At 66.4% G+C, this 24,132-nt stretch carries 24 protein-coding genes; 1 reads left to right on the top strand and 23 read right to left on the bottom strand.

The window, feature by feature from the left end; all coding sequences use genetic code 11:
• Positions 1-53: 53 nt before the first annotated feature.
• The 18 genes from AC3WRI_RS04805 to AC3WRI_RS04720 form a co-directional block, all read right to left on the bottom strand.
• Positions 54-428, bottom strand: coding sequence for an HNH endonuclease (locus AC3WRI_RS04805; protein ID WP_492292674.1), 375 nt, complete (start codon positions 426-428; stop codon positions 54-56).
• Positions 367-1,596, bottom strand: a complete 1,230-nt coding sequence (locus AC3WRI_RS04800; RefSeq protein WP_492292672.1) for a phage portal protein — start codon at positions 1,594-1,596, stop codon at positions 367-369. Before AC3WRI_RS04800 ends, AC3WRI_RS04805 begins: the two co-directional genes overlap by 62 nt.
• Complete coding sequence (locus AC3WRI_RS04795) at positions 1,593-2,135, bottom strand: HK97 family phage prohead protease (RefSeq protein WP_492292670.1); 543 nt, start codon at positions 2,133-2,135, stop codon at positions 1,593-1,595. The genes AC3WRI_RS04800 and AC3WRI_RS04795 overlap by 4 nt, the downstream gene beginning before the upstream one ends.
• A complete protein-coding gene (locus AC3WRI_RS04790; protein ID WP_492292668.1) occupies positions 2,135-3,373 on the bottom strand; it encodes a phage major capsid protein in 1,239 nt (412 codons plus the stop codon). Before AC3WRI_RS04790 ends, AC3WRI_RS04795 begins: the two co-directional genes overlap by 1 nt.
• 958 nt (positions 3,374-4,331) lie before the next feature.
• On the bottom strand, positions 4,332-4,787 hold the full coding sequence (locus AC3WRI_RS04785; protein WP_492292667.1) for a hypothetical protein: 456 nt from the start codon (positions 4,785-4,787) through the stop codon (positions 4,332-4,334).
• Positions 4,788-4,902: 115 nt separating this feature from the next.
• A complete protein-coding gene (locus AC3WRI_RS04780) occupies positions 4,903-5,379 on the bottom strand; it encodes a hypothetical protein (RefSeq protein WP_492292665.1) in 477 nt (158 codons plus the stop codon).
• A 276-nt stretch (positions 5,380-5,655) separates the two neighbouring features.
• Positions 5,656-5,928 carry a helix-turn-helix domain-containing protein gene (locus AC3WRI_RS04775; protein ID WP_492292664.1) on the bottom strand — a complete coding sequence of 91 codons (273 nt, stop codon included), beginning with the start codon at positions 5,926-5,928 and terminating at the stop codon, positions 5,656-5,658.
• 11 nt (positions 5,929-5,939) lie between these two features.
• On the bottom strand, positions 5,940-6,131 hold the full coding sequence (locus tag AC3WRI_RS04770; RefSeq protein WP_492292663.1) for a helix-turn-helix transcriptional regulator: 192 nt from the start codon (positions 6,129-6,131) through the stop codon (positions 5,940-5,942).
• Between the two features lie 138 nt (positions 6,132-6,269).
• On the bottom strand, positions 6,270-6,884 hold the full coding sequence (locus tag AC3WRI_RS04765; protein WP_492292661.1) for a hypothetical protein: 615 nt from the start codon (positions 6,882-6,884) through the stop codon (positions 6,270-6,272).
• Positions 6,885-6,886: 2 nt separating this feature from the next.
• The gene (locus AC3WRI_RS04760) at positions 6,887-8,122 is read right to left on the bottom strand and encodes a tyrosine-type recombinase/integrase (RefSeq protein WP_492292660.1); all 1,236 of its coding nucleotides are present in this window, start codon (positions 8,120-8,122) and stop codon (positions 6,887-6,889) included.
• Positions 8,123-8,285: 163 nt separating this feature from the next.
• Positions 8,286-9,752 (bottom strand): ribonuclease G, encoded by a 1,467-nt coding sequence (gene rng, locus AC3WRI_RS04755; RefSeq protein ID WP_010812912.1) that lies wholly within the window; start codon positions 9,750-9,752, stop codon positions 8,286-8,288.
• An 87-nt stretch (positions 9,753-9,839) separates the two neighbouring features.
• Entirely contained in the window at positions 9,840-10,454 is a 615-nt protein-coding gene (locus tag AC3WRI_RS04750) for a Maf family protein (protein ID WP_010812911.1), read from the bottom strand.
• Positions 10,455-10,487: 33 nt separating this feature from the next.
• Positions 10,488-10,967, bottom strand: a complete 480-nt coding sequence (gene rlmH, locus AC3WRI_RS04745) for a 23S rRNA (pseudouridine(1915)-N(3))-methyltransferase RlmH (protein WP_011614787.1) — start codon at positions 10,965-10,967, stop codon at positions 10,488-10,490.
• A gap of 53 nt (positions 10,968-11,020) precedes the next feature.
• Positions 11,021-11,758 (bottom strand): ribosome silencing factor, encoded by a 738-nt coding sequence (gene rsfS / locus AC3WRI_RS04740; protein ID WP_010812909.1) that lies wholly within the window; start codon positions 11,756-11,758, stop codon positions 11,021-11,023.
• Between the two features lie 61 nt (positions 11,759-11,819).
• Positions 11,820-12,554, bottom strand: coding sequence for a nicotinate-nucleotide adenylyltransferase (locus AC3WRI_RS04735; protein ID WP_010812908.1), 735 nt, complete (start codon positions 12,552-12,554; stop codon positions 11,820-11,822).
• Positions 12,555-12,564: 10 nt separating this feature from the next.
• On the bottom strand, positions 12,565-13,476 hold the full coding sequence (gene hemF, locus AC3WRI_RS04730) for an oxygen-dependent coproporphyrinogen oxidase (RefSeq protein ID WP_011614789.1): 912 nt from the start codon (positions 13,474-13,476) through the stop codon (positions 12,565-12,567).
• 179 nt (positions 13,477-13,655) lie between these two features.
• Positions 13,656-14,924 carry a phosphoribosylamine--glycine ligase gene (purD, locus tag AC3WRI_RS04725; protein WP_010812906.1) on the bottom strand — a complete coding sequence of 423 codons (1,269 nt, stop codon included), beginning with the start codon at positions 14,922-14,924 and terminating at the stop codon, positions 13,656-13,658.
• Positions 14,925-15,008: 84 nt separating this feature from the next.
• Positions 15,009-15,734 carry a YebC/PmpR family DNA-binding transcriptional regulator gene (locus AC3WRI_RS04720; RefSeq protein ID WP_010812905.1) on the bottom strand — a complete coding sequence of 242 codons (726 nt, stop codon included), beginning with the start codon at positions 15,732-15,734 and terminating at the stop codon, positions 15,009-15,011.
• Positions 15,735-15,954: 220 nt separating this feature from the next.
• Between AC3WRI_RS04720 and AC3WRI_RS04715 the strand changes: the two genes are divergently transcribed.
• The gene (locus AC3WRI_RS04715) at positions 15,955-17,481 is read left to right on the top strand and encodes a helicase HerA-like C-terminal domain-containing protein (RefSeq protein ID WP_492292658.1); all 1,527 of its coding nucleotides are present in this window, start codon (positions 15,955-15,957) and stop codon (positions 17,479-17,481) included.
• Between the two features lie 52 nt (positions 17,482-17,533).
• On the opposite strand, the gene AC3WRI_RS04710 is transcribed toward AC3WRI_RS04715, so the two are convergent.
• The 5 genes from AC3WRI_RS04710 to AC3WRI_RS04690 all read right to left on the bottom strand — a co-directional run bounded on the left by AC3WRI_RS04710 (position 17,534) and on the right by AC3WRI_RS04690 (position 24,124).
• Entirely contained in the window at positions 17,534-17,698 is a 165-nt protein-coding gene (locus AC3WRI_RS04710) for a DUF3149 domain-containing protein (protein WP_010812903.1), read from the bottom strand.
• Between the two features lie 127 nt (positions 17,699-17,825).
• Positions 17,826-18,476: a uracil phosphoribosyltransferase gene (gene upp / locus AC3WRI_RS04705; RefSeq protein WP_010812902.1), complete on the bottom strand. Its 651-nt coding sequence runs from the start codon at positions 18,474-18,476 to the stop codon at positions 17,826-17,828.
• Between the two features lie 202 nt (positions 18,477-18,678).
• Entirely contained in the window at positions 18,679-20,079 is a 1,401-nt protein-coding gene (locus AC3WRI_RS04700) for an MFS transporter (RefSeq protein ID WP_011614790.1), read from the bottom strand.
• A 623-nt stretch (positions 20,080-20,702) separates the two neighbouring features.
• Entirely contained in the window at positions 20,703-23,576 is a 2,874-nt protein-coding gene (locus AC3WRI_RS04695; RefSeq protein WP_492292716.1) for a c-type cytochrome, read from the bottom strand.
• Positions 23,577-23,626: 50 nt separating this feature from the next.
• Complete coding sequence (locus AC3WRI_RS04690; RefSeq protein WP_010812899.1) at positions 23,627-24,124, bottom strand: (2Fe-2S)-binding protein; 498 nt, start codon at positions 24,122-24,124, stop codon at positions 23,627-23,629.
• Positions 24,125-24,132: the final 8 nt, after the last annotated feature.

Here is a 24,132-nt window from a genome sequence, read left to right as displayed (position 1 = left end):
TATTCGAGAGGGAACGGTCGGTCTGGGGCGCTCGGTTGCTGGTGATTTTTCGCTCACTTCCCGTGCCACGGATGCGCCGGGTCGAGCGGCATCCCATCCGCCCCGCAGCCCATGCCCACGCGCGCGCCGTGGTCACGCGCAGTCTTGCGGCTGTGGCATGAGTGACACAGCCCAACCAAGTTGTCGCGGTCGTTGTTGCCGGGGTTGCCGTCATGGTGGTCAACGTCAGTAGCAGGCTCCACCAAGCCACGCGCAGAGCAGTCCCGACACAGCGGCTCATCAGCCAGCACAGACGCGCGCAGGCGCTGCCATGCTGCGCCGTTGAGGGGTAGGGTGCGCCGTGGGTCAGCATCGCGCCCGCTCCGCTTAGCCTTGCTGCCCAGGGTCTTGATTCGGGGTTCCAGGGTCTTGATTCTGGGCTGGAGCATTTGCAGCTTGGGTCGCTTGGCGGGCATCATCAATTCCATCAATGGTGGGCAGGTTCTCCAGGCGGCGCGCTTCACTGCGCAGCAGCCAGCCGCTATCAATGCCCTGCTTGTAGAAGGCGGCACGGTTGGAGGCATCGCCACGCAGCAGCCCTTCTACGTTGTGCTCCGCGTAGTAGGTGCGGCGACCGGCTTCGGTCAGCAGTTGCTTGCTGATTGCCTGCTCCCACGCCAGCAGGTGCCGGCGAAGGGTCATGGTCACGAACTGGCGGGCCAGCTCAACGCTGTTGCTGTAGTTGCCATGGCGCAGATCACCGACGATGGTCGGCGGCACGCGGAACAGGCGGCAAACTTCCTCCACGCTGAACTGGCGGGCCGCAATCCATTCGGCATCTTCCAGCGTCATGCTCACGGTCTGATACTCAACGCCCTCTTCCAGCAGGGCAGTCTTGCCGCTATTGGCGCCGCCCGAATATTGGCTGTCCCAGGATGCTTTGAGCGCCGTGCGCTGCTCCGGCTTGAGCTTCTGCGGAAACTTCAGGATTCCCGACAGGCGTGCGCCATTGGAGAACGTCGCCGTCCCGTGCTCGCGTTCGGAGATGGCCAGGCCGACCACCTCTTTTGCCGCGGCGATGGGAGACACGCCCAACAGGTATTCTTCTCCGGCCCGATGGCGAAGGTGGAAAACCTCGTCTTGCAAGTAGCGATGAACAACGCCTTTGCGGTCGGTGTACTCGTAACCGATGGCATTGCCCACGCGCAGCACGCTAACGCGATCGGGATGGAGCGGCCACAGCTCACGCACCTGGCCGTCCCAGCCACGCACGATGCGGGCATAGGCGTTGCCACGCAGCAGCACGCTGGCTTGCATCAGTTCGCGGAACTCCAGGGCGGTTTGCTCCGGGTTCGGGATGTCGTGAAGCACCTTGTACAGCGGGTGATCCTTCGCCTTGTCGCGGTCGTCGTCGCCAGTGCGCTGATACAGGATCAGCGGCAGGCTGGCGGTTGTTTCCGAGATGGCAGCCACGCACGCATAGACGGCGCTCACGCCTTGCGCCGATGCGACATTGACCGGGCCAGTGCGCAGCGCGGCGTAGTTTTCCCAATAGGAATCACCGTTCGCTCGCCTCTCAAATCCCAAGCGGCTCATTACGCGGTGGAACATGCTCATCTGACGCTCTCCAGCCACAGGCGCGCAGCGCGCAATGCCGGATCACCCTGGCCGGCGCGGCAGCGTTTGGCAACGGTCGTATCCGTGTACGCAGGGTCATGCGTCAGCGTGACTTCCACCAGGTCAACTTTCAGCAGCTCGCGCACCAGCTTGCCGCCGCGTTCCTCCCAACGGTCTCCGCCGTCAGCTACGCGGAATCCGAACGAGCAGCCGGCAATGTCGCCGCGCTCGACCAGCACGCCCACGTCACGCCCATAGGACGTGTCAGGCAAGTCCACCTCGAAGGCCAGGCCGGTATCGTCCTCGCGCAAGCGCAGCGTGCCCGCTTGGGTGGTGCCAAGCAGGCTCAGGTCGCTGTGATGGTAGAGCGCCCGGATATTCAAACCCCGGCGCAACGATTCAGCAAAGGCGCCGGGGCGGATCACTTCCACGAATCCGCCCAGGTCAACCGATTCGCTGTTGAACACGGCGGCGTGACCGCCCACCTTGCCGGGTGAGACGGCCCGCAGGCCACCGTGAGAGCGGATTTCGATTTCCATTACAGCGCCACGTCCTCGGCCACAACGAAGGCTTCAGGATGGCGCACAGCAATGTCCACGGTGGACATGGCGCGCACCAGCACATTGCCCTTGCTGTAGGCGGTTTCCGCGAACGGATTGACCAGCAGGTCGATTTCGCTCCAGATGCCCAGCATCACTTGCGACCAGTCGCCCAGGATCACGCGGCCGGTGTTCGGCGTGCCGGTCTTCTCCGGGGTCTGGTTGGTCGAGTACAGCGGCAGGTCTGCCATGCGGCCACCTTCGAGCAGGTAGCCCGGAATGCCGGCAGCCTTCAGTGTGGATGCAAGCTTGGTCTTCACCTTGGGCGAGGTCAGCCAGTTCGCTGCGGTGGCGTTCGCCAGCTCGATCTTTTCCAGCATCTCCAGCACGTTGTCCCAGCTCAGCGTGGCGAGGTTGGCCGTTTGAATGCCGGTGGTGGACAGCACGCCCTTGGGCTGGTTGCTGCCGCCGCCCAGGATCAGCGCGGAGTCGATGGCTTGCGCCAGCATGGCCGACAGGTCGGAGCGCACCAGTTGCTCGATGTCGGGGGAGGACTGTTGCAGGAGCTGGCGGCTCATCTCAGTCATGCCGCCCGCATGCTTGGGCGACATGCTCACGCTGTCGAAGGTCATATCGGACGGCGTGAGCGCGGCATTCTCCGCAACCCAGCCCACCGTGGTCCCGGTGCCATGCTTCGGAATCGACAGGTTGCCGCTCAGGCCCGACAGCACGCGCACACCCAGGCGGCGGGCCAGCAGCGCATTGCGGAACGGCTCGATGTACTGGTCGGCGCGGTGATCGGTCGGGACAATCTCCGGTGCGCCGGTGGTGGTGCTCACGCGCTGCTCCAGGGCGCGCATGGGCACGAACACGCCTTGTGCCTTGCGGCCAGTGCGGCGTTCCGTCTCGGCGTGGTATTCGGCAGCAGCGCCGGTCAGGGAGTGGCCGTCCATACGGGCGCGCAGCACTTCCACCAGGCTAACGCGACGCTCCACGTCCGCGAGGTTCTCGCCGCCGCCGTTCACGCGCTGGCCGGTCGTGCGGCGCTCCAGATCCTCGATGTACTGGGCGCGCTGCTCTTCGGCCTCCAGTTCGGTGATCTCGCCCTTGATGGAGTCGAACTTGATTTGCTCTTCGGCGGTCAGGCTGCGCTTCTCGGCCTCGACCTTGGCGAGCAGGGCGCGCATTTCCGTTACCTTGGCCGCCTTGGCTTCGCGGATTTCGTGGAGTCGTTTCATTGGGGTCATTCCTCACGTGGTGAATGACCTACCCATATACGCGCCTCCAAACCCGATTTGTAGAGGGTTTTTTTTGTTAAAACGTAGCGAGACAACCGGGGATTTGATTATTTTGTAACAGTTGTCAGGACGCAACGAAATCGGGATTCCGGTGTAGGCGGCGGTGACGCTAGGTGACGGAGCGCAACGCCTGATACCCACGTACCGGATTCGCCGGCGCATCTCCTACGCCGGCGCACCGCGTGCGTCGGTTCAGAGGTCTGTCCCTCTGGACGCGGGGAACTTGTCCCTGGGGACAGCGCCGGGACAGCCCCCCATAGACCATGCTTGGAGCATTGCTTGGAGCAAGGCCCTGGCACTGCTTGCCTTGCGCTGGAAAGGGTGCCGTTTTCGGAACTGTTCCGTTTTTCACCCTTTCCCGTTGGCCCAAAGGGTGCAATCCGAAGCATAAAGGGCGCAGTTTTTGCGCCCTTTCCGAAGTTATCCACAGAGGCACTGAACGTCCTTCAGTGCCTGTCGTCAGGTTCAGTGCCTTTTTTCGGGGTCGCTCGCAAAACCCACATGAAAAAGGCCCGCCGAAGCGAGCCTTGAGGGGTCGGCGGTGAATCTCCGACTTTGCTTGTGGCATACATGGCGGCCGTCCGGAACTACCAAGCATCCTTACGCCTATGGTGCGCATCACCACTGCGCTTCCTGATCCCTCTCGCCCATTGTATGCGAGAAGGGCACGATGTGAGAGTTCCCCAAACCCGGCGCAGCTTTGAGGGCCACGCCGGGGGTAGATACTAGATAGTTAGGTGCCGGCATGTATCAATTACAGGGGTGCCGTGCTGGTGGACCCTTTCCTCTGCCATGCCATTTCCCGCAAACCCTTTACCAGCTTGGCTTTCCGGGTTCCCCCGGTAGGTATAGGTCTAGGTATAGGTTTAGGTAAAGGTAAAGGCAAAGGCAAAGGTCGCTATTCCTTGAAGCCGTTGATGGAGTCGAGGACCGAGTAGTGCGCGTCACCAAGCTCCTTCTGGCGCTTGTCCTTCGTGACGGTGCGAGTGCGGCCCAGCACTACCTTCCCGGCGAAATTGCTCATGGAGATGCGGTCATTGCGCCCAGGCCGCCCAAACAGGCGGATATAGTCCCGGATGAAGTCTGAGTGCTTTGCCGGCGCGAAGCGCCCATTGCGGCCTGGCTTGCCGATCAGCTTGACGTTGTAGTACTTGCAGACCTCTTCCTCGAAGTGCTCACCAGGCTCCAGGATCTTGAACCGCAGCACCAGCTTCTCGCTGCGCCCGAACATGAGCGCGGTTGAGTAGCCGAGAAAGGACAGCTCCCACTCTTGGTCAGGGACGATGGTCGGCAGATCCACCGACACCTCTGGCGGCATCACTGCGCGCAGCTGCGCGACGTTGCTCATGGTCATGCCCCCAGGAAGCGCCAGAAGGCGGTAGCAGCGCGACGCAGGGCCGCGCGGCGGCGGTTGTAGTACCGGCTTGCAACGAAGCCGCCCAGGGCGCTGTGACGAACGTGAGGGCCGATCATTGCTCATCCTCCGCCGTTTCCTCAACCTCTACACGTTGGGCTTGCCAGAGAGCCATTTCCCTCTTGCCATCGCGGACCGCGTTTCCAAAGATCGCGCCGTCATCGTGGATGCTGAACTGCAGGCCGCCCTTTGCGGCGGTTAGGATGATCTTTTCCAGCTCGGACATGAAGCCGACCATCAGCGCACGGCGCGCAACTTCATCGCTCGTTTCCTGCCCGAGGTATTCCCATCCGCTAATTTGGTGCGATGTGAAGTTGAGCGAGTGGTGCCCGCCTTCCTCAAGGATCCGGCGAACGGCGATGACAGCCAGGCCGGCTCCTAGCTTGCAGCCGTTGGCGTAAATCGCGGTGCTGTCGTCAGCGCCTCGCTTGGCTTGGCGCACAGCCTCTCGCGCGTAGACGCCAATGGTGGCCATACGGCGGGATGTTTCGAGGGATTGCGTTTGCTCGGGGCGAGCGAGGGAATTAGGCATTGCGGCCTCCCAATTGAGCGGTTTCGATTCCCGCTCCCCGACGCCAATCGGGGTGGGCGGGCGCAAGGCAAGGTTGGCGTACCGGCAATTGGGCACCGGCGAGCCCGAAGGCTCCCCTGCCAAGGCCCGCCCATAGTGGTGGCGCGCAAAGGCACTGACGAAAAAATACCGCCTGGCGGCGGTTTTCCGCCCAATTGTTCGGGACGCCAATCCCGTCAGCCGTTGTTTCGACTGAGCCTTGAGGATAGCACAGTCGCGCTGGCTTACAAGCCCCCATCATGCGGCACCTCCGGCGTAGCGATAGCGCAGCACGCGGGCGGCCTTGCCGAAGCGGGTCGGCACCGTCTCCCACTGGCCGGTGATGGGGTAGCCATCGGCGCGCAGCACGGCAATGGTGCTGTTCAGCGCATGGTCGCCGTGGCGCTCCGCATCAAAGCGGTTCAGGCTGATGCCGGCGCGTAGCAAACCCAGGATGCGATTGCGCTTGGTGGTGCTATGATTCGAGTGAGCTTGATCGCCGCCTTCATGGGCGGCTTTTTTTTCGTCCATGGCCCGTCCCCTTAGGCTTGGGCGCGGCGCTCGCGCCAGGCGGCCAGGTCGGCTTCGCGGAACACAGTCACGCGAGCGGAGAGGCGCAGGGGCGTCGGTGCGTTGGGGTCTTGCGAGCACCAGCGCCAGAGCGTGCTGACGCCGATGCCGAGGAATTCCGCTGCTTGACGGGGGCGAAGGGAACGGCTTTGAGTGGCTTCCACGATGACTCCTAGAAAGGGCCGCGAGACGCTGTTTAGTCTCGCCGTGGACGCATATTCACAAATTGCCGTCGAATTGGAAAAACCGTTTTTCCGGGTAAGCTCGCTTATCGGGAAACCGCTATTTCCCGATAAGCGTGTTTATTGGGAAATGGGGTCGTCGGCGGACATCGGATCAAAAGCGCCGCGACCATCACGGTAAATCTCCAGCGCCTCGGAAAGTCTCTCCTGTCGGCGTTCAGCATGGCGTGCGGTGAATTTTTGCCAGTCTTCGTTGGGAGCCCAATCCTCGGGGTACTCGCCGCAGAGCATCTTTCCGAGGTCCGCCGACAAGGCTACATTCACGATCTTCCGAATGCCGCTCTCGGACATGTCGTATCGGGTCACCAATGCGCTCATGGCGTCGCGGCGAACCTTCTCCATCTTCTGTTTGATCTCGATCGGCTCAATGCCAATTTCGTCGGCAATCTCATCGGTGAAGGACAGCACGATCTCGCTATTGCGATAAACCTTTCCCAGGCCGCTCTTTAGCTGCTTACGAGCGGCCCAACTCAGAGTGGCATTCGACTTCCCGCGCCTGCTGCCTCGCTTCGTCTCCCCGGTGAAAACCTTGGAGATCCAGTAGCGGGCCGGGGCCGGCATCGACTCGTCACTTCGGAGCAAAGCGACGAGGTCATCCACTTCCCCCTCCATTTCGTAGACAAGGAGCGCCTCGGCCCAAGGGAGAAGTTCTTCGGTCAATTTGGTGTGGTCCATGCTCATGCTGCTCCCTTGTGTAGTGGGGTGACATTCCAACGCCTGCCGGCCTGGCAGTTCACCAGGAACGAGGCCCAAAGCTCTAGCGCAGCGCGCCGCTCGGGGTAATAGCTGTGAACATCGTAGACGCCTTCCACGCCGGCCAGCTTGTGGTTCAGGCACATTTCCGAGATGTCGCGCGGCACGCCCAGGGCACGCATGTGCGACTTCATGGTGCTGCGCAGGTCGTGCGGCGTGAAGCGGCGCACTTCGGGAGTGTGCGTCTCCAGCCAGAAATCGATTGCCTCCCGGATGCAATCCTTGCTGATGTGATTGTCGCCGCCGCCCGCCTTCACGCGGCGCTCGGCGCGCGCCGGCAGCACGTACGCAGAGCCATTCGCCAGCACGTACAGCTCGCGGAACCAGTCCACCACCACGGGCGCCAGCGGAATGTCCATCTCGGGGCCGGTCTTGCTCTTGGGGATGCGCCAGTTGGCGCCGGTCAGGTCCACATCGTGCCAGCAGGCCGTGTAAAGCTCGGAGATGCGCACGCCGGTCGCGGCCAGGACGCGCACCGCAAGCAGGTTCTCTTTGCTCATCTCGGCATTGAGCACAATTTGCAGCTCGACCTCGCTGAGCATCAGCCGCTTGCGCACCTCGGGGCGCGGCCCCAGCAGCGCGGATAGCTCGACGCCCAGGCAGGGATTGACGTTGATGATCTTCTTGCCAGCAGCGTGGCGGAATATGGCCTTCTGGACGATCAGCAGGGTATTGGCCTCGACCCATCCCAGCTTGTGCCGCTCGATCATTGCCACCACGTCAGCCGCTTCCACGTCGCGCACCAGCAGCGTGCCCATGCCGGCCTCGACGCGCTTTAGGTTGCGCTCGTAGCCGCGGCGGGTGTTTTCGGCCAGGCCGGGCAGCACCAGGTCACGGTAGTCCTTTGCCAGCTCGCGCACGGTCCAATCCCGGCGCGCCTTGACCTTCCGCCGCTCGGTGGCGGGGTTCACCCCCTGCTGTACCTCCAGGCGGCGCTTGGCGGCCTCTTTACGGGCCGCAGTGAGGCTCAGCTCAGGGTAGCGCCCCAGGGTCAACTCATGGCGCCGGCCAGCATGGCGGAAGCGCAGCACCCACGCCGCCAGGCCATTTGGCGAGAGCGTGAACGTTAGGCCGTCGCCGTCCGCCTTCGCCAGCGGCGCCCCGGCGCGCATCCACTTGCGCAACTGGACATCGCTGAGAATGTGAATTTTTCTTGGCATCGGAGGCTCATTACTCCTGTCTGTAGCTACCCACCTAGCTACCCATGTAGCTACCCATTCTAGACGGGATTGTGTGAGACGCTAGGATACCAAAAAAGACTAAAGCCTTGAATTACAAGGCTTTATTGGGTGATGGGTGAGACGTTCCGAGACCGCTAGAGAGTCACATTAGGATGATGTCGTACTGTTCCTGGTGGAACGTCGATTCCACCTGCAGCGAAATCGGCTTGCCGATGAAGTCGCCAAGCATCGCCAGATGCTGGCTTTCTTCTTCCAGGAACAGGTCGATCACTTCCTGCGAGGCCAGGATGCGGAATTCGCGCGGGTTGAACTGGCGCGATTCGCGCATGATCTCGCGCAGGATGTCGTAGCAGGCCGTACGCGGCGTCTTGACCTGGCCCTTGCCGTGGCAGACCGGGCATTGCTCGCACAGCACATGCGCCAGCGACTCGCGCGTGCGCTTGCGCGTCATCTCGACCAGGCCCAGTTGCGAGAAGCTGTTGACCGTGATGCGGGTGCGGTCGCGTGCGAGCGCTCGCTTCAGCTCGGACAGCACCGCGTCGCGGTGCTCGGCGTTCTCCATATCGATGAAGTCGATGATGATGATGCCGCCGAGGTTGCGCAGGCGCAACTGCCGCGCGATGGTGTGGGCCGCCTCCAGGTTGGTCTTGAAGATGGTGTCGTCGAAGTTGCGCGCGCCCACGTAGCCGCCGGTGTTGACGTCGATGGTCGTCATCGCCTCGGTCTGGTCGATCATCAGGTAGCCGCCCGACTTCAGGTCCACCCGGCGCGACAGCGCCTTCTCGATCTCGGCGTCGATATTGAACAGGTCGAAGATCGGGCGCTCGCCGGTGTAGTGCGACAGCCGCGGCAGCACCGCCGGGGTGTATTCCTTGGCGAACTCCAGCAGCATCTGGTAGTTCTCGCGCGAGTCGATCTGGATCACGCCGGTGGCGTCGTTGATAAAGTCGCGCAGCACGCGCTGGGCCAGGTTCAGGTCCTGGTAAAGCAGGTTGGGTGCGGGCAGGGTGGTGGCGTTCTGGCGGATCGCGCCCCAGATCTTGCGCAGGTAGGCGATATCGTTGCCGAGTTCTTCGTCGGTCGCTTCCTCGGCGATGGTGCGCACGATAAAGCCGCCGCGCTCGTCGTCGGGCACCAGGCCCTGCACGCGGCTGCGCAGCGCCTCGCGGTCCACTTCGCCCTCGATGCGCTGCGAGATGCCGATATGCGGGTCCTGCGGCAGGTACACCAGGGTGCGCCCGGCGATGCTCACCTGGGTGGACAGCCGCGCGCCCTTGGTGCCGATCGGGTCCTTGATCACCTGCACCATCAGCGCCTGGCCTTCGAACAGGGTCTTCTCGATGGCCAGCTGCGGGGTGGAATTGTTGCGGTCAGCGTCGCGCGGATGCCAGATGTCGGCCACGTGCAGGAAGGCGGCCCGCTCCAGGCCGATGTCGATAAAGGCCGATTGCATGCCGGGCAGCACGCGCACCACCTTGCCCAGGTAGATATTGCCGACCAGCCCGCGCGTGAGCGTGCGTTCGACATGCAGTTCCTGCACGGCGGCCTGCTGCACGATGGCGACGCGGGTCTCTTGGGGCGTGATGTTGACGAGGATGTCTTCAGTCATAGCGGGTGAAACGCGTCGCCGGTGGCCCGGCTGTATAGGGTGGCCCGGCGCGGGGGCCGGGTCTTGTCTGGGCACGGAGGGCGCTGCTCAGAACTGCAGGCGGGCCTGGCGAAGTAACGCCGCCGTCTCAAACAAGGGCAAGCCCATGATACCTGAATAGCTGCCACTGATCCGCTCGACGAACTCGGCCGCCCGGCCCTGGATGCCGTAGGCACCGGCCTTGCCGAGCGGCTCGCCGCTGGCGACGTAGCGTTCGATCTCGGCGGGCTGCATCGGGCGGAAGGTGACTTCTGAGATCGACAGCGCATGCCGCATGCCCGTGGTCGACACGATCGTCACAGCGGTCAGGACGCGGTGGGTGCTGCCCGAGAGCGCGCCCAGCATGGCCGCGGCATCGGCGCCGTCGGCGGGTTTGCCCAGGATGCGGCCGCCCAGGCAGACCGTGGTGTCGGAGGTCAGCACCGGCGCATCGGGCAGCGCGCGGCGTTCGCGACGGCGCAGCGCAGCTTCGGCCTTCAGCGCGCAGACGCGCTGGACGTAGTCGTCGGGGGTCTCGCCGGGCTGGACGGCCTCGAGCGCTTCGGCATCCTCGTCGTCATCGGCCAGCAGCAGTTCGTAGCGCACGCCGAGCTGGGTCAGCAGCTCGCGGCGGCGCGGGCTCTGCGAGGCGAGGTAAAGATAGTCGTGCAGGGTGTCGGGCATCGCGGCGGAGGGGCCTTCCGGCGACAGCCGGGATCAGGCCCGATGATAGGGGTGGTTCTGTGTGACGGACCAGGCGCGGTACAGCTGCTCGGCCAGCAGCACGCGCACCATGCCGTGCGGCAGGGTCAGGCTGGACAGCCGGATCAGGGTGCTGGCGCGGGCTTTCAGGGCGGGGTCGAGCCCGTCGGCGCCGCCGATCAGGAAGGCCACGTCGCCGCCCTCGCGCTGCCAGTCGGTCAGCTGCGCGGCCAGTTGCACGGTGGTGAAGTCGCGTCCGCGCTCATCCAGCGCGACGATGCGGCATTGCTTCGACAGCGAGCCCAGCACCGCCTCGATGCGCGCGGCTTCGCGCTGCATCACGGTGGCGGCGTTGTTGCTGGACGAGCGGGTTTCGGGCTTGACCTCGCGCAGTTCGATGCGCAGCTCGGGCGGCATGCGCTTGGCGTACTCGCTGAAGCCGGTTTCGATCCAGCCGGGCATCTTGTGGCCGACGGCCACGATCACCAGTTGCATGGGGCAGGGGATGGGTCATGCTGCGCGGCCGCCGGGCGGCCGCGCGCCGGGACTCAGGCCGAGCGGGTGGTGCGCTTGCGCGCGGCCGGCTTGGCTGCTGCGCTCTTGCTGGCAGCGGTCTTGCTCGGGGCCTTCTTGGCCGCGGTCTTGGTTGCAGTCTTGCGCGCGGTGGTGCCGGCAGCGGTCTTGCGCGGCGCCGCGGCGCGGGTGCCGGCGGTCTTGGTCGCTGCCGTCTTGGTGGCGGTCTTGCGGGCCGGCTTGCGGATGGTGGCGATGGCGTCCGCGTCGGTGTCCTCATGGCCCATCGGCGGCGACGGCTCCTTCATGCCTTCGGGCAGGCGGGCCAGCGCGGGGCGCAGGTTGCTGGCGCGGCGCACGGTGCGCACCGGGGCCTCGTCCTCGTCCTCGTCCATCGGCTCGCTGGCCTTGGCCAGGCCGCGGCCGCCGGCGGCCAGCTTCATGCGCACCGGCTTGTCGCCCCAGATCTCTTCCAGGTTGTAGTACAGGCGCAACTGCGGCTGCAGGATGTGGACCACGGCGTCGCCGCAGTCGACCAGCACCCATTCGCCGGTTTCCAGGCCCTCGACCGCCACGATATGGCCGCCGGCTCCCTTCACCGTATCCCGCACCGACGCTGCCAGCGCCTTGGTCTGGCGGTTGGATGTCCCGCTGGCAATCACCACCCGGTCGAACAGTTCAGTCAGGTGGCTGGTGTCGTACACCTTGATGTCCTGCGCTTTGACATCCTCGAGGCCGTCGACGATGGCGCGTTGCAGTTTACGAATATCCATGGTGTCTTCTTGTTCAGCTGAGATCGGTTGGGGGTGGGCGCCGGGACTGGTGCAACCCCGGTCATGCCCTGGCCGGGGCGTCGCGGTACAGCCCGTGGTTGGCAATGTAGTGTGCCACGCCGGGCGGCAGTTGGTCATCTGCCGGCTGGCCGGCTGCCAGCCGCTGGCGCAGGTGGGTGGAAGACAGGTCGACGGCGAGCGTCTGGTCGATCCACATCCGGCCGGAGGGCGTGCATTGTATCAGGTGCGTGTCAGCCTGGCGTTCGGCCAGTGCCGCCAGCACCGGACCCTCCAGTGCCGCCAGCTCAAAGCGCGGCCGCGTGGCGGTGCACAGATGCACGTGTTCGAACAGTGCCTGCCAGCCGTGCCAGGTGTGCAGGCGCAGCAGCTGGTCGGCGCCCATCAGCCAGCACAGCGAGGCTTCGGGGCCGTATTCGGCGCGCAGCTGGCGTACCGTGTCGATGGTGTAGCTGGGGCCGGCGCGGTCCACTTCCATGCGGCTCACGCGGACTCTGGCGCCGCTGTCGCCAAGCGCCGCGGCGGCCAGTTCGGTCATGGCCAGGCGGTCGGCGGCAGGGGTCACGTCGTCGCCTTTTTGCCACGACTGGCCGGTGGGTATCCACACCAGCTCATCCAGCCCAAGGTGTTCGATGCACAGCCGCGCCAGTGCCAGGTGGCCGACGTGGGGAGGATCAAATGTGCCGCCCAGGATACCCAGGCGATAGGGGCGGGCGGACGGTTGCGGCGGTTCTCCCGCGTCGGCGGCGGGCTTGCGGTGTTGCGCTGGATTGGCCATAGGTCAGGCGTCAGGCCCAGTCGCGCGCTGGCAGGAAATCGGTGTACAGCGCCGCTTCGGGGCTGTCCGGTTCCGGTTGCCAGTCATAGCGCCAGGTCACCAGCGGCGGCATCGACATCAGGATGGATTCGGCGCGTCCGCCCGACTGCAGGCCGAACAGCGTGCCGCGGTCGAACACGAGGTTGAATTCGACGTAGCGCCCGCGCCGGTAGGCCTGGAAGCCGCGCTCGCGCTCGCCGTAGGGCGTGTCCTTGCGCGCCTGCAGGATCGGCAGGTAGGCGTCCAGGAAGGCGTCGCCGACCGACTGCATCATGGCGAAGCTGCGCTCGAAGCCCAGCGCGGAGAAGTCATCGAAGAAGATCCCGCCCACGCCGCGCGCCTCGTTGCGGTGGCGCAGGAAGAAATACTCGTCGCACCACTGCTTGAAGCGCGGGTACAGGTCGTCGCCGTAGGGCGCCAGCGCCTGCTGGCAGGTGCGGTGGAAGTGCGCGCAGTCGCCGGCGTCGCCGTAGTAGGGCGTCAGGTCCATGCCGCCGCCGAACCACCATACCGGCTCGGCCCCCGGCTTGAGCGCCAGGAAGCAGCGCACGTTCATATGGACCGTGGGCACATAGGGATTGCGCGGGTGGAACACCAGCGACACGCCCATGGCCTCGAAGCTGCGCCCGGCCAGCTCCGGCCGGTTGGCGGTGGCCGACGGCGGCAGGGTGTCGCCGCTCACGTGCGAGAAGCCCACGCCGGCGCGCTCCATCACCGCGCCGCCTTCCAGGATGCGGGTGCGGCCGCTGCCGCGCAGGCGTTCGGTGGGCGGTTTCTCCCAGGCGTCGGTCAGGAACGGCTGGCCGTCGATGGCACCGATGGCATCGGTGATGCGGTCTTGCAGACCGAGCAGATAGGCACGGACTGCCTGGGAATCGATCATGGTTGGCGGAAAGCGGATGGACCGGGCTGAGGGCAGCCCGGCAGCCTTGGCGGCTGCCGGGCGCGTCACAGCGTTGTCACGATTGTACCGGCTGAGGCGGCCGGCGGGTCGCGCAGGTCCAAAGCTGGCCGGCAAGGCGGATCAGCCATGCCGGCCGGAACGGCGTTTGCCGGGAAGGATCAGCGCTTGATGGCGCGGTAGCCGATGTCGGTCCGGTACTGCATGCCGTCGAAGCGGATCTGCTCGACCGCGGCATAGGCGGCGCGCTGCGCTGCCTTGACGGTGTCGGCCAGGCCCACCACGCACAGCACGCGCCCGCCCGAGGTCAGCAGGGTGCCGTCCTTGAGGGTGGTGCCGGCGTGGAAGGTCACGCTGTCGTCGGTCTCGGCCGGGATGCCGGTGATGGCATCGCCCTTGCGCGGGCTGTCGGGATAGCCGTAGGCCGCCATCACCACGCCCAGCGCGGTGCGGCGGTCCCAGTCCAGCTCGATGCTGTCGAGCTTGCCGTTGACGGCGTGCTCCATCACATCGACCAGGTCGGTCTTCAGGCGCGCCAGGATCGGCTGGGTTTCGGGGTCGCCCATGCGGCAGTTGAATTCCAGCGTCTTCAGGTTGCCGTCCTTGTCGATCATCAGGCCGGCGTACAGGAAGCCCGTGTACGGGATGCCGTCCTTTTCCATGCCGCGCACGGTCGGCAGGATGATCTCGCGCAGCGCGCGCGCATGCAGCGCGGGCGTGACTACCGGGGCGGGGGAATACGCGCCCATGCCGCCGGTGTTGGGGCCGGCGTCGGCATCCAGCAGGCGCTTGTGGTCCTGGCTGGTGGCCAGCGCCAGCACGTTCTTGCCGTCGACCAGCACGATAAAGCTGGCTTCCTCGCCGTCCAGGAACTCTTCGATCACCACGCGCGCGCCGGCGTCGCCGAGCTTGTTGTCGGCCAGCATCATGTCGACCGCGGTATGCGCTTCTTCCAGCGACATCGCCACCACCACGCCCTTGCCCGCGGCCAGGCCGTCGGCCTTGATCACGATCGGAGCGCCCTGGGCGTCGATGTAGGCGTGCGCCTGGGTGGCGTCGGAGAAGGTCTGGTAAGCGGCGGTCGGGATGCCGTGGCGCTCCATGAACGCCTTGGCGAAGTCCTTGGACGATTCCAGCTGCGCGGCAGCCTGGGTCGGCCCGAAGATGCGCAGGCCCTTGGCGCGGAAGATATCGACAATGCCGGCGGCCAGCGGGGCCTCGGGGCCAACCACGGTGAAGGCCACGCCCTCGCGCTCGGCAAAGGCGGCGATGACCTCGGGGTCGGTCAGCGGAACATTCTGCAGGCGCTTGTCGAGCGCGGTCCCGCCGTTGCCCGGCGCCACGTACACCACCTGCACCTTGGGGGACTGGGCCAATTTCCAGGCCAGCGCGTGTTCACGTCCACCCGAGCCGACAACCAATACTTTCATGATCACTGCCAGAAAAGAAACACATACTAAAAGGCGGCGGCCTGGGCTGTGTCCGGGGCGCCGCCGATGGGGGCTTGTTGCAGCTTAGTCTTCGATCACCGCGTTGGTGAAGACTTCCTGCACGTCGTCCAGGTTTTCCAGGGCGTCGAGCAGTTTCTGCATCTTGGCCGCGTCGTCGCCGGCAAAGCTGACTTCGTTCTGCGGCTTCATCACCACGTCGGCCACCTCCGCCTTGAAGCCGGCGGCTTCCAGTGCGGCCTTGACCGCCGAGAAATCGTTGGGCGGGCAGGTGACTTCGATCGAACCGTCGTCGTTGGTGACGACGTCGTCGGCGCCGGCTTCGAGCGCGGCTTCCATCAGCTTGTCTTCCGGCGTGCCGGGGGCATACAGGAACTGGCCGCAGTGGGTGAACATGAACGCCACCGAACCTTCGGTGCCCATGTTGCCGCCGTGCTTGGAGAACGCATGGCGCACTTCGGCCACGGTGCGGGTGCGGTTGTCGGTCAGGCAGTCGACGATGATGGCCGCGCCGGCCAGGCCGTAGCCTTCGTAGCGGATTTCTTCGTAGTTGGCGCCTTCCATGCCGCCCACGCCGCGCTGGATCGCGCGCTGGATGTTGTCCTTGGGCATGTTCGCGTCCATGGCCTTGTCGATCGACAGGCGCAGGCGCGGGTTGGAGTCGACATCGCCGCCGCCGAGCTTGGCGGCAACGGTGATTTCCTTGATCAGGCGGGTCCAGATCTTGCCGCGCTTGGCGTCAGCGGCGGCCTTCTTGTGTTTGATATTGGCCCATTTCGAGTGACCGGCCATGATTCTCTCCGAAGCGGAATGCGGTGATCTGCGGTGATGTTGTGCGGGGTTGCCATGCGCGCCGTGGCCGGGGTGGCAAAGCCCTCGGACAGCGCGCGCCAGGTGACGGATATGCCTGGCGGCTGGCTATAATCAGCCCAGGATTTTATCACGCGGGCCTGCCCGCGCCGCTGCCGTGGCGAGTCCCGCGGTGCCAGACCTCAAAACCCCAGGGAACATCATGGCCGACCCCATCCTCATCGCCAAGAACGCCGAACATGAACTGATGCTGCTGCCGCAGATGGGCAACCGGCACGGGCTGATCACCGGCGCCACCGGCACCGGCAAGACCGTCACGCTGCAGACCCTGGCGCAGGGCTTCTCGCGACTGGGCGTGCCGGTCTTCATGGCGGACGTCAAAGGTGACTTGACCGGCATTTCGCAGGCTGGCCAGCCGTCCGACAAGCTCAAGCAGCGCCTGGCCGACCTGAACCTGCCGGAGCCGACATGGGGCGCGTGCCCGACCACGCTGTGGGACGTGTTCGGCGAGAAGGGCCACCCGGTGCGCGCCACGGTCTCGCACATGGGCCCGCTGCTGCTGTCGCGCATGCTGGAGTTGAACGACACCCAGCAGGGGGTGCTGAACCTGGTGTTCCGCATTGCCGACGCCAATGGCCTGCTGCTGCTCGATGCCAAGGACCTGCGCGCCATGCTGCAGTACGTCGGCGACAACGCCGGCCAGTTCACCACCGAGTACGGCAATATCTCGGCCGCCTCGATCGGCGCCATCCAGCGCGGGCTGATCGCGCTGGAATCGCAGGGTGGGGATGTCTTCTTCGGTGAGCCGATGCTGAACCTGGAAGACTTCATCCAGACCGAGAAGGGCCAGGGCGTGGTCAATATCCTGGCCGCCGACAAGCTGATGAACGCGCCGCGGCTGTACGCGACCTTCTTGCTGTGGATGCTGTCCGAGCTGTTCGAGAAGCTGCCCGAGGCCGGCGACCTGGACAAGCCCAAGCTGGTGTTCTTCTTCGACGAGGCCCACCTGCTGTTCAACGATGCGCCCAAGGCGCTGCTCGACAAGATCGAGCAGGTGGTGCGGCTGGTGCGTTCCAAGGGCGTGGGCGTGTACTTCGTCACGCAGAACCCGATCGACATCCCCGACACCGTGCTGGGCCAACTGGGCAACCGCGTGCAGCATGCGCTGCGCGCCTTTACCCCGCGTGACCAGAAGGCGGTCAAGGTGGCGGCCACCACCATGCGCGCCAACCCCAAGCTGGACCTGGAAACCGCGATCGGCGAACTGGGCGTGGGCGAGGCCCTGGTGTCGTTCCTGGATGCCAAGGGCACGCCCTGCGTGACCGAGCGCGCCTGGGTGCTGGCACCGGGCAGCCGCATCGGCCCGGCGACGGAGGAAGAGCGCAAGCAGCTGATCGCCGGTTCGCTGGTGGCGGGCACCTACGAGAAGACCGTGGACCGCGAATCCGCCTATGAAAAGCTGCGCGGCAGCGTGGCGACGGTCGGCAATGGCAACGGCAAGGGCGCCGGAGGCGCGCCGGCGGGGCAGCCAGCGGGCGAGCAGGACAGCGGCTGGCTCGGCACGGCCGGCGACATCTTCGGCACGCTGACCAAGGGCACCGGCAAGACCGGCCGCGGCGATTCGATCCTGGAGTCGATGGCCAAGTCGGCCGCGCGCACGGTGGGCTCGCAGGTCGGGCGCGAGCTGATCCGCGGCGTGCTGGGGAGCCTGCTGGGCAAGAAGAAGTAAAGACCCGGACTGACGCAATGACGGAAAGGGCCGCACGATGCGGCCCTTTCCCTTAGCGACGCTGCGCTTGTTGCTGCGCCTTGGCCGCTGCCGCATCCTCGCGCATCTTGCGCGCGAACATCCGCGCAAAGAACCACCCCATGCCGATGATGAAGACGATCACGCCCAGGCTCATCAGGCCGGTGCTGGTACTGAACAGGATCTTGAAGGCTTCCATGCTTGGCTCCCTTTGCTTTGGCGATGGCCGCCGGCGAGGTCTCGCCGGCGCCTGCCGCCAGTGTAGGGAGCCCTGTGGCGCGGACTATTGAGGCCGGTCAAGCGCAAGCCAGCCCGCCGCGCGCCACTCAGTTCTTGGTGCCGAACAGGCGGTCGCCCGCATCGCCCAGGCCCGGCACGATGTAGGCGTGCTCGTCGAGATGGCTGTCGAGCGAGGCCACGAACAGCTGCACGTTCGGATGCGCCTTCTGGAACACTTCCACGCCCTCGGGCGCCGCCACCAGCGCAACGAAGGTGATGGCCTCGTCCTTCACGCCGCGCCGCTTGAGCACATCCACGGCATGCGCAGCCGAATAGCCCGTGGCGACCATCGGGTCGCACAGGATGAAGCTGCGGTCCTCCACGTCGGGCAGCCGCACCAGGTATTCCACCGGGCGGTGCTGCTCGTCGCGGTACACGCCGATATGGCCGATGCGCGCCGACGGGATCAGCTCGACCAGGCCGTCGCTCATGCCCACGCCCGCGCGCAGCACTGGCACGATGGTCAGCTTCTTGCCGGCGATCACCGGCGCGTCCAGCTCCACCAGCGGCGTCTCGATGCGGCGCGTGGTCAGCGGCAGGTTGCGGGTGATCTCATAGCCCATCAGCAGCGTGATCTCGCGCAGCAGTTCGCGGAAGGTGCGCGTCGACGTTTCCTTGTCGCGCATGTGCGAGAGCTTGTGCTGGATCAGCGGGTGGTCGAGGATGAACAGGTTGGGAAAGCGCGGGTCTTGTTTCATGGCTGGCGGCGAGGGCTCGGCGGGATAGGGGCAAGCAGGTGAAGCGGGCGGCGAGATCGGGTCGACCAGCGCGCCGCGCCGTTGCAGCCGGATTGTAATGGAAGCGGGCCGCCCTGCCCGTGGCTTCGCTTCCGGGACCCGCCCACGCCAGCGCCGCCGGCGGGCTCCCTGAACCGCCGGGAGCGTCCGGCGGCGCCTTGCGCTAGTCAAGCGCGCGGTTCTTCGACTCGATATCCACCATGTAGATGGCGATCGCTGCCACGGCAAGAAATGACGAAAGCAGCGCCAGGGCGAGGGTGAACTGGCTGGCCATGATCGGTGCAATGATGGACGGCGCGAACAGGCCGCCAAAGCGCGCCATCGCACCCGCAGTGCCCATCCCGCTGGCCCGCAGGTCAGTCGGGTACACCTCGGGCGTGAAGGCGTAGAGGGCGCCCCAGGTACCGAGCAGCGAGAAGCTCATCAGCAGGGTCGAGCCGACGATAAGCGCGGTGGACGTACCCAGGCTGTAGAGCATGCAGCCTGCCGCGCTGAGCAGCAGGAAGCCGATCAGGGTCGGCTTGCGGCCCCAGCGCTCGACGCCGTGCGCGGCCAGCGCGAACCCGGGGAGCTGCACCAGCGCGAGCACGATCAGGAAGACCTGGCCGCGCATGAAGCCAAAGCCCTGGCCCGCCAGCTTGACCGGCAGATAGACGAAGACGCCGTAGTAGGCGATCGAGATAAGCGCCCAGGCGGCAAGCAGGCAGATGGTGCGGCGCCGGCAGCCGCGCGCGAACAGCGCAAAGACCGACTTGCGCTCCATAGGCTGCGGCTCCAGGTTGCCGATTTCAACGGACACGCGATTGGCGGTGGCGACACGCTGCAGCACCGCGCGCGCCTCGGCCGAGCGACCCGATTTATTCAGGTAGAGCGGAGACTCGGGAACAAAGAAGCGGAACACCACGCCGACCAGGGCCGGGATGCCCGTGACGAGGAAGATCAGCCGCCAGGCATCATTGCCTCGCGACACGGCGATCAGCGCAAGAATGGCGAGCAGGATCGTGCCGACGGCCCAGAACGACTCCAGCAGGACCAGCCAGCGACCGCGCCGGTCCGAGGGCAGGAACTCGGCCATCATGGTGTAGTCGACGGGCAGCGTGCCGCCGACGCCGATGCCGGTCAGGAAGCGCAGCAACAGCAGCCACTGGAAGTCCGGTGCGAAAGCGGAAGCGACACCGCAGATGGCGTCGATGACCACCGCCATCATCAGCACGGGCCGGCGGCCGATCCTGTCAGCCAGCCGGCCGAACACGAAAGCGCCGATCAGCATGCCGACAAAGAACATCGTCCCGGTCTGCAGCGCGGTCGGTACGGGAATGCCAAAGGTCGCCGCAATCGACGGCGCGGTGAAGCCGATCGACAGCACCTGCATCGCGTCAGCCAGCCAGACCAGGCCGAAGATGACGAAGAGCCGATACTGGAACCGGCCGACGCCGGCCGCGCGGATGCCTTGCTCGATCGTGATGGTTTGAGGCGACGCTCCCCGCGCGCTGGGCTGTGGGGACGCGCCTAGCGTGACTTCCGGGATGGTCGTTGTTGCCATGGATGAAATTGATGACGACATGTTGTCTACCTGTCTTTATAGGCTGGTTCTTGAACTCGGACGCACACGTATCGAAGCAGGGCCAGACGGTACTGACTAATGCGTGATGATCACACCGGGCAATCGCACCGAATTGCAACGAAACGTGGTGAGTACTCCAATTGGCGAGGCTAGAACTGACCCGGTAGCACGCTCGCAACACCTGCTTGGTTCTGATACGACATAGTCACTCCTTGTTGTCTACCCTTGGTTGGTCCAGGCCCGGCCTCCCGGTCGGCGCTGCGGGGGACTATGCAAGCCCCGGGCCAGCGCTTCCGGTGATGTAAAGGGCCAATCTTTTAGTTTTGTTGTCTCGTCTGCCGCTTGCGGCGCGCCGTCCTTGTGCGGGGCGGCACCGCTGCGAGCCACGCGGCACTCATGTAGTGCGCACTACATGACCGTTCAGCGTAAGCTACATGAAACTGGCGGGCAAGGCCGAATTGCGTTTTCCCTCCTCGGGGTTTTCCCGCGCGTGGCGCGCATGGCGCCGGCGCGGGAATGCACGTTCCCTGCCCGGTGGCGAAGCGCCTTGCCAGGCACGGCGTAGGTGCGGTCAGCGTGGATGCGGCAGGCGCGGCGAGCCGGCCCCGCCGGGTCTGCTAGTCCTAGTGGGCAGGCATCGCGCGCAGGCGCGCGACGGTGTTCTCCAGGTCCTGCCATGCGGGTTTGTCGGGCGCAAAGCGCGCGCGCAGGTACTGCGTCAGTTGCGCGATCTGCTGGTCGTCGAGCGTGTCGGCATAGGCCGGCATCGCCCCCAGTTCGCTGTTGGGCGGTGCCGGCATGCCTTGCAGCAGCACCTGGATCACGTTGTCCGGCAGCTTGCTGTGCAGGTTCGTATTGAGCGCCAGCGAAGGCTTGACGCCGAACTGGGCGATGCCCTGGTCCGACTGGTGGCAGACCGCGCATGCGCTCTGGTACAGGCGTTCGCCGGGACCGCCCAGGGTGCGCGCGGCCTGCGCGCTGCGCTGCTCGAGCTGCGCTGCCTGTGCGGCCAGTACGGCAGGCGAGGGCGCTGGCGTGCCGAACGAGGCCACGTAGTGCGCAATCGCGCGCACGTCGGACTCAGGCAGTTGCGCCAGTTCCTCGACCACCGGTGCCATCGGTCCGGCCGCGGCGCCATGGTGCGGCGCATAGCCGCCGCGCAGGTAGGTGAACAGCGCAGCTTCGGTCCAGGGCAGCGGTGCTTGCGACAGCGCGGTCAGCGGCGGCGCTTCCCAGCCTTCGGCGCTGCCGCCGGTCAGGTACTGGCGGCCGCCCTTTTCGCCGCCGAGCGCGTTGCGCGGCGAATGGCAGGCGCTGCAGTGGCCCAGCCCTTCGGCCAGGTACGCGCCGCGATTCCATTGCGCGGAGCGCGACGGGTCCGGTGTAAAGCGCTCGTTGCGATGGAACAGCAGGTTCCAGCCGGCCAGCAGCGGGCGCAGGTTGAAGGGGAACGACAGCTGCGTCTGCGGGACTTCGGCTTTCACCGGCTCTGCCGACATCAGGTACCCATACAGCGCCTGCATGTCGCCGTCGCTGATCTTCGCGAATGCGGTGTACGGGAACGCGGGATACAGGCGGCGCCCGTCGCGGTGGATGCCCTCGCGCATGGCGCGCTCGAACGCGGCGAAGGACCAGTTGCCGATGCCGGTCTGCACATCCGGGGTGATGTTGGTGCTGTAGACCGTGCCGAAGGGCGTCTCCAGCGGCAGGCCGCCGGCGTTCTTCGCGCCGCCCGGCGCGGTATGGCAAACCGCACAGTCTCCCGCGGCGGCCACCAGCCGGCCGCGTTCGAGCGTGGCGGCGGAGTAGAAGCCGGCCTCGGGCGGCGCCACCGGTGCGATCGGCGCGCGCCAGGGCATCAGCGTGGCGCACACGCCGGCAGCGGCTGCGGCGGCTGCGGCGATCCAGCCGCGCTTGCTGCGCTGGTTGCCGGGCCTGGCCTCGGCCAGCGCCAGCCGGATGCGGTCGGCGCTGAAGGGCGGCGCGCGCAGGCGCACGCCGGTGGCATCGTAGATGGCATTGGCCACGGCCGCGGCGGCGGGCATGGTGCCGGTCGGGCTGGCAGCCAGCGCGTCATGCGGGGCGAGCGTGCCGGCCAGGCGGACTTCCGGCAGGGCGCTGCCCGGCACGGCCGGCAGCGCCTGGCTGGCAGATGGCGCCTCGGCCGGCCAGGTGTCGAAGGCGGGCGTGGCCGACGTCAGCTGCAGGGCAGCATCGGCCACGGCCAGCTCCAGCGAGAGCGCGGACGGCGCGGCTTGCGCGCGCGGCAGCGATTCACTGTCATGCCCCACCGTCACGCGCGTGACCGCCAGCTCGCCGGTGGTGCCGTCGACCTCGACCTCGGCCACCCATGCCGACCAGGTCTGCCCGGCTTCGTGATCGATGGTGTGGGCATAGGCAAAGCCGCGGCCGCGCTGTACGTTGCCTGCCGCTGTGTTGGCGCGGGGCGCGGCCGGCGTCCAGGCGGCGCGCTCGGCCACTTGCCGTACCAGTGCCGTGCCGCGCGCATCGTCGAGATGCGCCAGCCGCAGTGCGACCGGATCGGTGCCGGAGGCGGCGGCAAGCTCGTCGAGATGGGATTCCCGGGCGAACACCTGGGCCCGGGCGGCCGCCAGTGGCGCGGCATCGAACGCCGCGGCGTTGCCTGTCGCAACCAGGTCGACATGCGGGATGCGATAGGGCGGCATGGTGGTGTCGCCTGCATGGTCGGCATCGATGCCGTCCGCCACGGGCGATGCCGTATGCGTCAGCCACAGCGCCAGCGGTACGGCCGGGGCGGCGGTGCCAGCCAGCGTTGCGGCGTAGGCTTCGATGGCAGTGCCGGCCAGCGCGGTGTCGACGCGCACATCGAGCGCGGCATCGGCAAGGCCTACATCGGCGGCACACAGCCGACGCATCACGGGCAGTCCGGCGGCGTGGGCCAGCAGCGCCGCGTCGGCGGCGGCGTGCGGCGCGAGCAGCGCCGGGTCCGCGCGGTCATCGGGCGATTGCCAGCAGGCCAGCACCACCTGTTGCGGCGCGATGCCCAGCAGCGCGGCAAGCTCGGCGCGCAGCGCGCCAGGGCGCGTGCTCGGCAGCCACACGGTCAGCTTGCCGTCGCGCCAGTCGGCGACGGCTGTGCAATACGCCTCGCCGCGGGTGCCGGCCAGCGGCCACTGGTAGTGCTGCGCGTGGCGCGCGTCGGCGCCGGCCAGCACCGCATCGGCATTGCCGCGCCGGGCCAGCGCGTGGCGCGTTACCGGCGCGTCGTCGGCGCGGGGCGGGGCGGACCATCGTGCCTGCAGCGCCTGGATTGCGTTGGCGGCCTGTGCGCCGGAAGCCGCCGCCACGCCGGCAAAGTTGTTGCGGATGACGACCGCGCGCACGCCCGGCAGCGCCAGCGCGGCCTCGTGCTGCGCGCCCAGCAGGCGTGCCGCCAGCGGCTTGCCGTCGATCCAGCGCAGGCCAGGCGGTGTCAGCACCCGGGCAACCAGGCAGTCGGCGGCGGGCGGCGGCATGCTGCCCGCGACCGCGGTCGCAGGGGTGGCCTGGGGCACGAGTCCTTCGTTCACGATGCCGACCCCCCGGCCGTCTGCCGTTGCAGCATCGCGGCACGTTGCACCGCGCGCACGATTTCCACATGGGTGCCGCAGCGGCACAGGTTGAAGCGCAGCGCCTCGCGGATCTGGGCCTCATCGGGATCGGGATTCTGCGCGAGCAGCGCCTTGGCGGTCATGATCATGCCATTCAGGCAATAGCCGCATTGCGCGGCCTGCTCATCGATAAACGCTTGCTGCACCGGGTCGGGCTGCGCATCGGTGCCCAGTCCTTCCAGCGTGGTGACGGCGTGCCCGACCACGGCCCTGACCGGCAGCACGCAGGCGCGCGCCGGCATGCCGTCCACCAGCACCGTGCAGGCGCCGCACTGGCCCAGGCCGCAGCCGTACTTGGGCCCGTTGCAGCACAGGTCGTTGCGCAGGATGTAGAGCAGCGGCGTGTCAGGGGCCACGCTCAGCGTATGCTCGGCGTGATTGACTTGCAGCGTCAGGGGGCGGGGCGTGTTCATCGGGGGGC

It is taken from the genome of Cupriavidus sp. FW305-27 (genome assembly GCF_058787995.1).
This window is presented reverse-complemented; position numbering and strand designations above follow the sequence as displayed.

Bases quoted from the DNA above. Each gene is read 5' to 3' on its own strand.
- AC3WRI_RS04715 (WP_492292658.1), top strand. From the start codon at position 15,955: ATGGCCGACCCCATCCTCATCGCCAAGAACGCCGAACATGAACTGATG.
- purD (WP_010812906.1), bottom strand. From the start codon at position 14,924: ATGAAAGTATTGGTTGTCGGCTCGGGTGGACGTGAACACGCGCTGGCC.
- hemF (WP_011614789.1), bottom strand. From the start codon at position 13,476: ATGATCGATTCCCAGGCAGTCCGTGCCTATCTGCTCGGTCTGCAAGAC.
- rng (WP_010812912.1), bottom strand. From the start codon at position 9,752: ATGACTGAAGACATCCTCGTCAACATCACGCCCCAAGAGACCCGCGTC.
- rsfS (WP_010812909.1), bottom strand. From the start codon at position 11,758: ATGGATATTCGTAAACTGCAACGCGCCATCGTCGACGGCCTCGAGGAT.
- AC3WRI_RS04790 (WP_492292668.1), bottom strand. From the start codon at position 3,373: ATGAAACGACTCCACGAAATCCGCGAAGCCAAGGCGGCCAAGGTAACG.
- AC3WRI_RS04800 (WP_492292672.1), bottom strand. From the start codon at position 1,596: ATGAGCATGTTCCACCGCGTAATGAGCCGCTTGGGATTTGAGAGGCGA.
- AC3WRI_RS04750 (WP_010812911.1), bottom strand. From the start codon at position 10,454: ATGCCCGACACCCTGCACGACTATCTTTACCTCGCCTCGCAGAGCCCG.
- AC3WRI_RS04765 (WP_492292661.1), bottom strand. From the start codon at position 6,884: ATGGACCACACCAAATTGACCGAAGAACTTCTCCCTTGGGCCGAGGCG.
- AC3WRI_RS04700 (WP_011614790.1), bottom strand. From the start codon at position 20,079: ATGTCGTCATCAATTTCATCCATGGCAACAACGACCATCCCGGAAGTC.
- AC3WRI_RS04695 (WP_492292716.1), bottom strand. From the start codon at position 23,576: ATGCCGCCGCCCGCCGCCGACTGCCTGGTTGCCCGGGTGCTGACACCG.
- rlmH (WP_011614787.1), bottom strand. From the start codon at position 10,967: ATGCAACTGGTGATCGTGGCCGTCGGCCACAAGATGCCCGGCTGGATC.
- AC3WRI_RS04780 (WP_492292665.1), bottom strand. From the start codon at position 5,379: ATGCCTAATTCCCTCGCTCGCCCCGAGCAAACGCAATCCCTCGAAACA.
- AC3WRI_RS04690 (WP_010812899.1), bottom strand. From the start codon at position 24,124: ATGAACACGCCCCGCCCCCTGACGCTGCAAGTCAATCACGCCGAGCAT.
- AC3WRI_RS04735 (WP_010812908.1), bottom strand. From the start codon at position 12,554: ATGGCCAATCCAGCGCAACACCGCAAGCCCGCCGCCGACGCGGGAGAA.
- AC3WRI_RS04710 (WP_010812903.1), bottom strand. From the start codon at position 17,698: ATGGAAGCCTTCAAGATCCTGTTCAGTACCAGCACCGGCCTGATGAGC.
- AC3WRI_RS04775 (WP_492292664.1), bottom strand. From the start codon at position 5,928: ATGGACGAAAAAAAAGCCGCCCATGAAGGCGGCGATCAAGCTCACTCG.
- AC3WRI_RS04760 (WP_492292660.1), bottom strand. From the start codon at position 8,122: ATGCCAAGAAAAATTCACATTCTCAGCGATGTCCAGTTGCGCAAGTGG.
- upp (WP_010812902.1), bottom strand. From the start codon at position 18,476: ATGAAACAAGACCCGCGCTTTCCCAACCTGTTCATCCTCGACCACCCG.
- AC3WRI_RS04795 (WP_492292670.1), bottom strand. From the start codon at position 2,135: ATGGAAATCGAAATCCGCTCTCACGGTGGCCTGCGGGCCGTCTCACCC.
- AC3WRI_RS04720 (WP_010812905.1), bottom strand. From the start codon at position 15,734: ATGGCCGGTCACTCGAAATGGGCCAATATCAAACACAAGAAGGCCGCC.
- AC3WRI_RS04805 (WP_492292674.1), bottom strand. From the start codon at position 428: ATGCTCCAGCCCAGAATCAAGACCCTGGAACCCCGAATCAAGACCCTG.
- AC3WRI_RS04785 (WP_492292667.1), bottom strand. From the start codon at position 4,787: ATGACCATGAGCAACGTCGCGCAGCTGCGCGCAGTGATGCCGCCAGAG.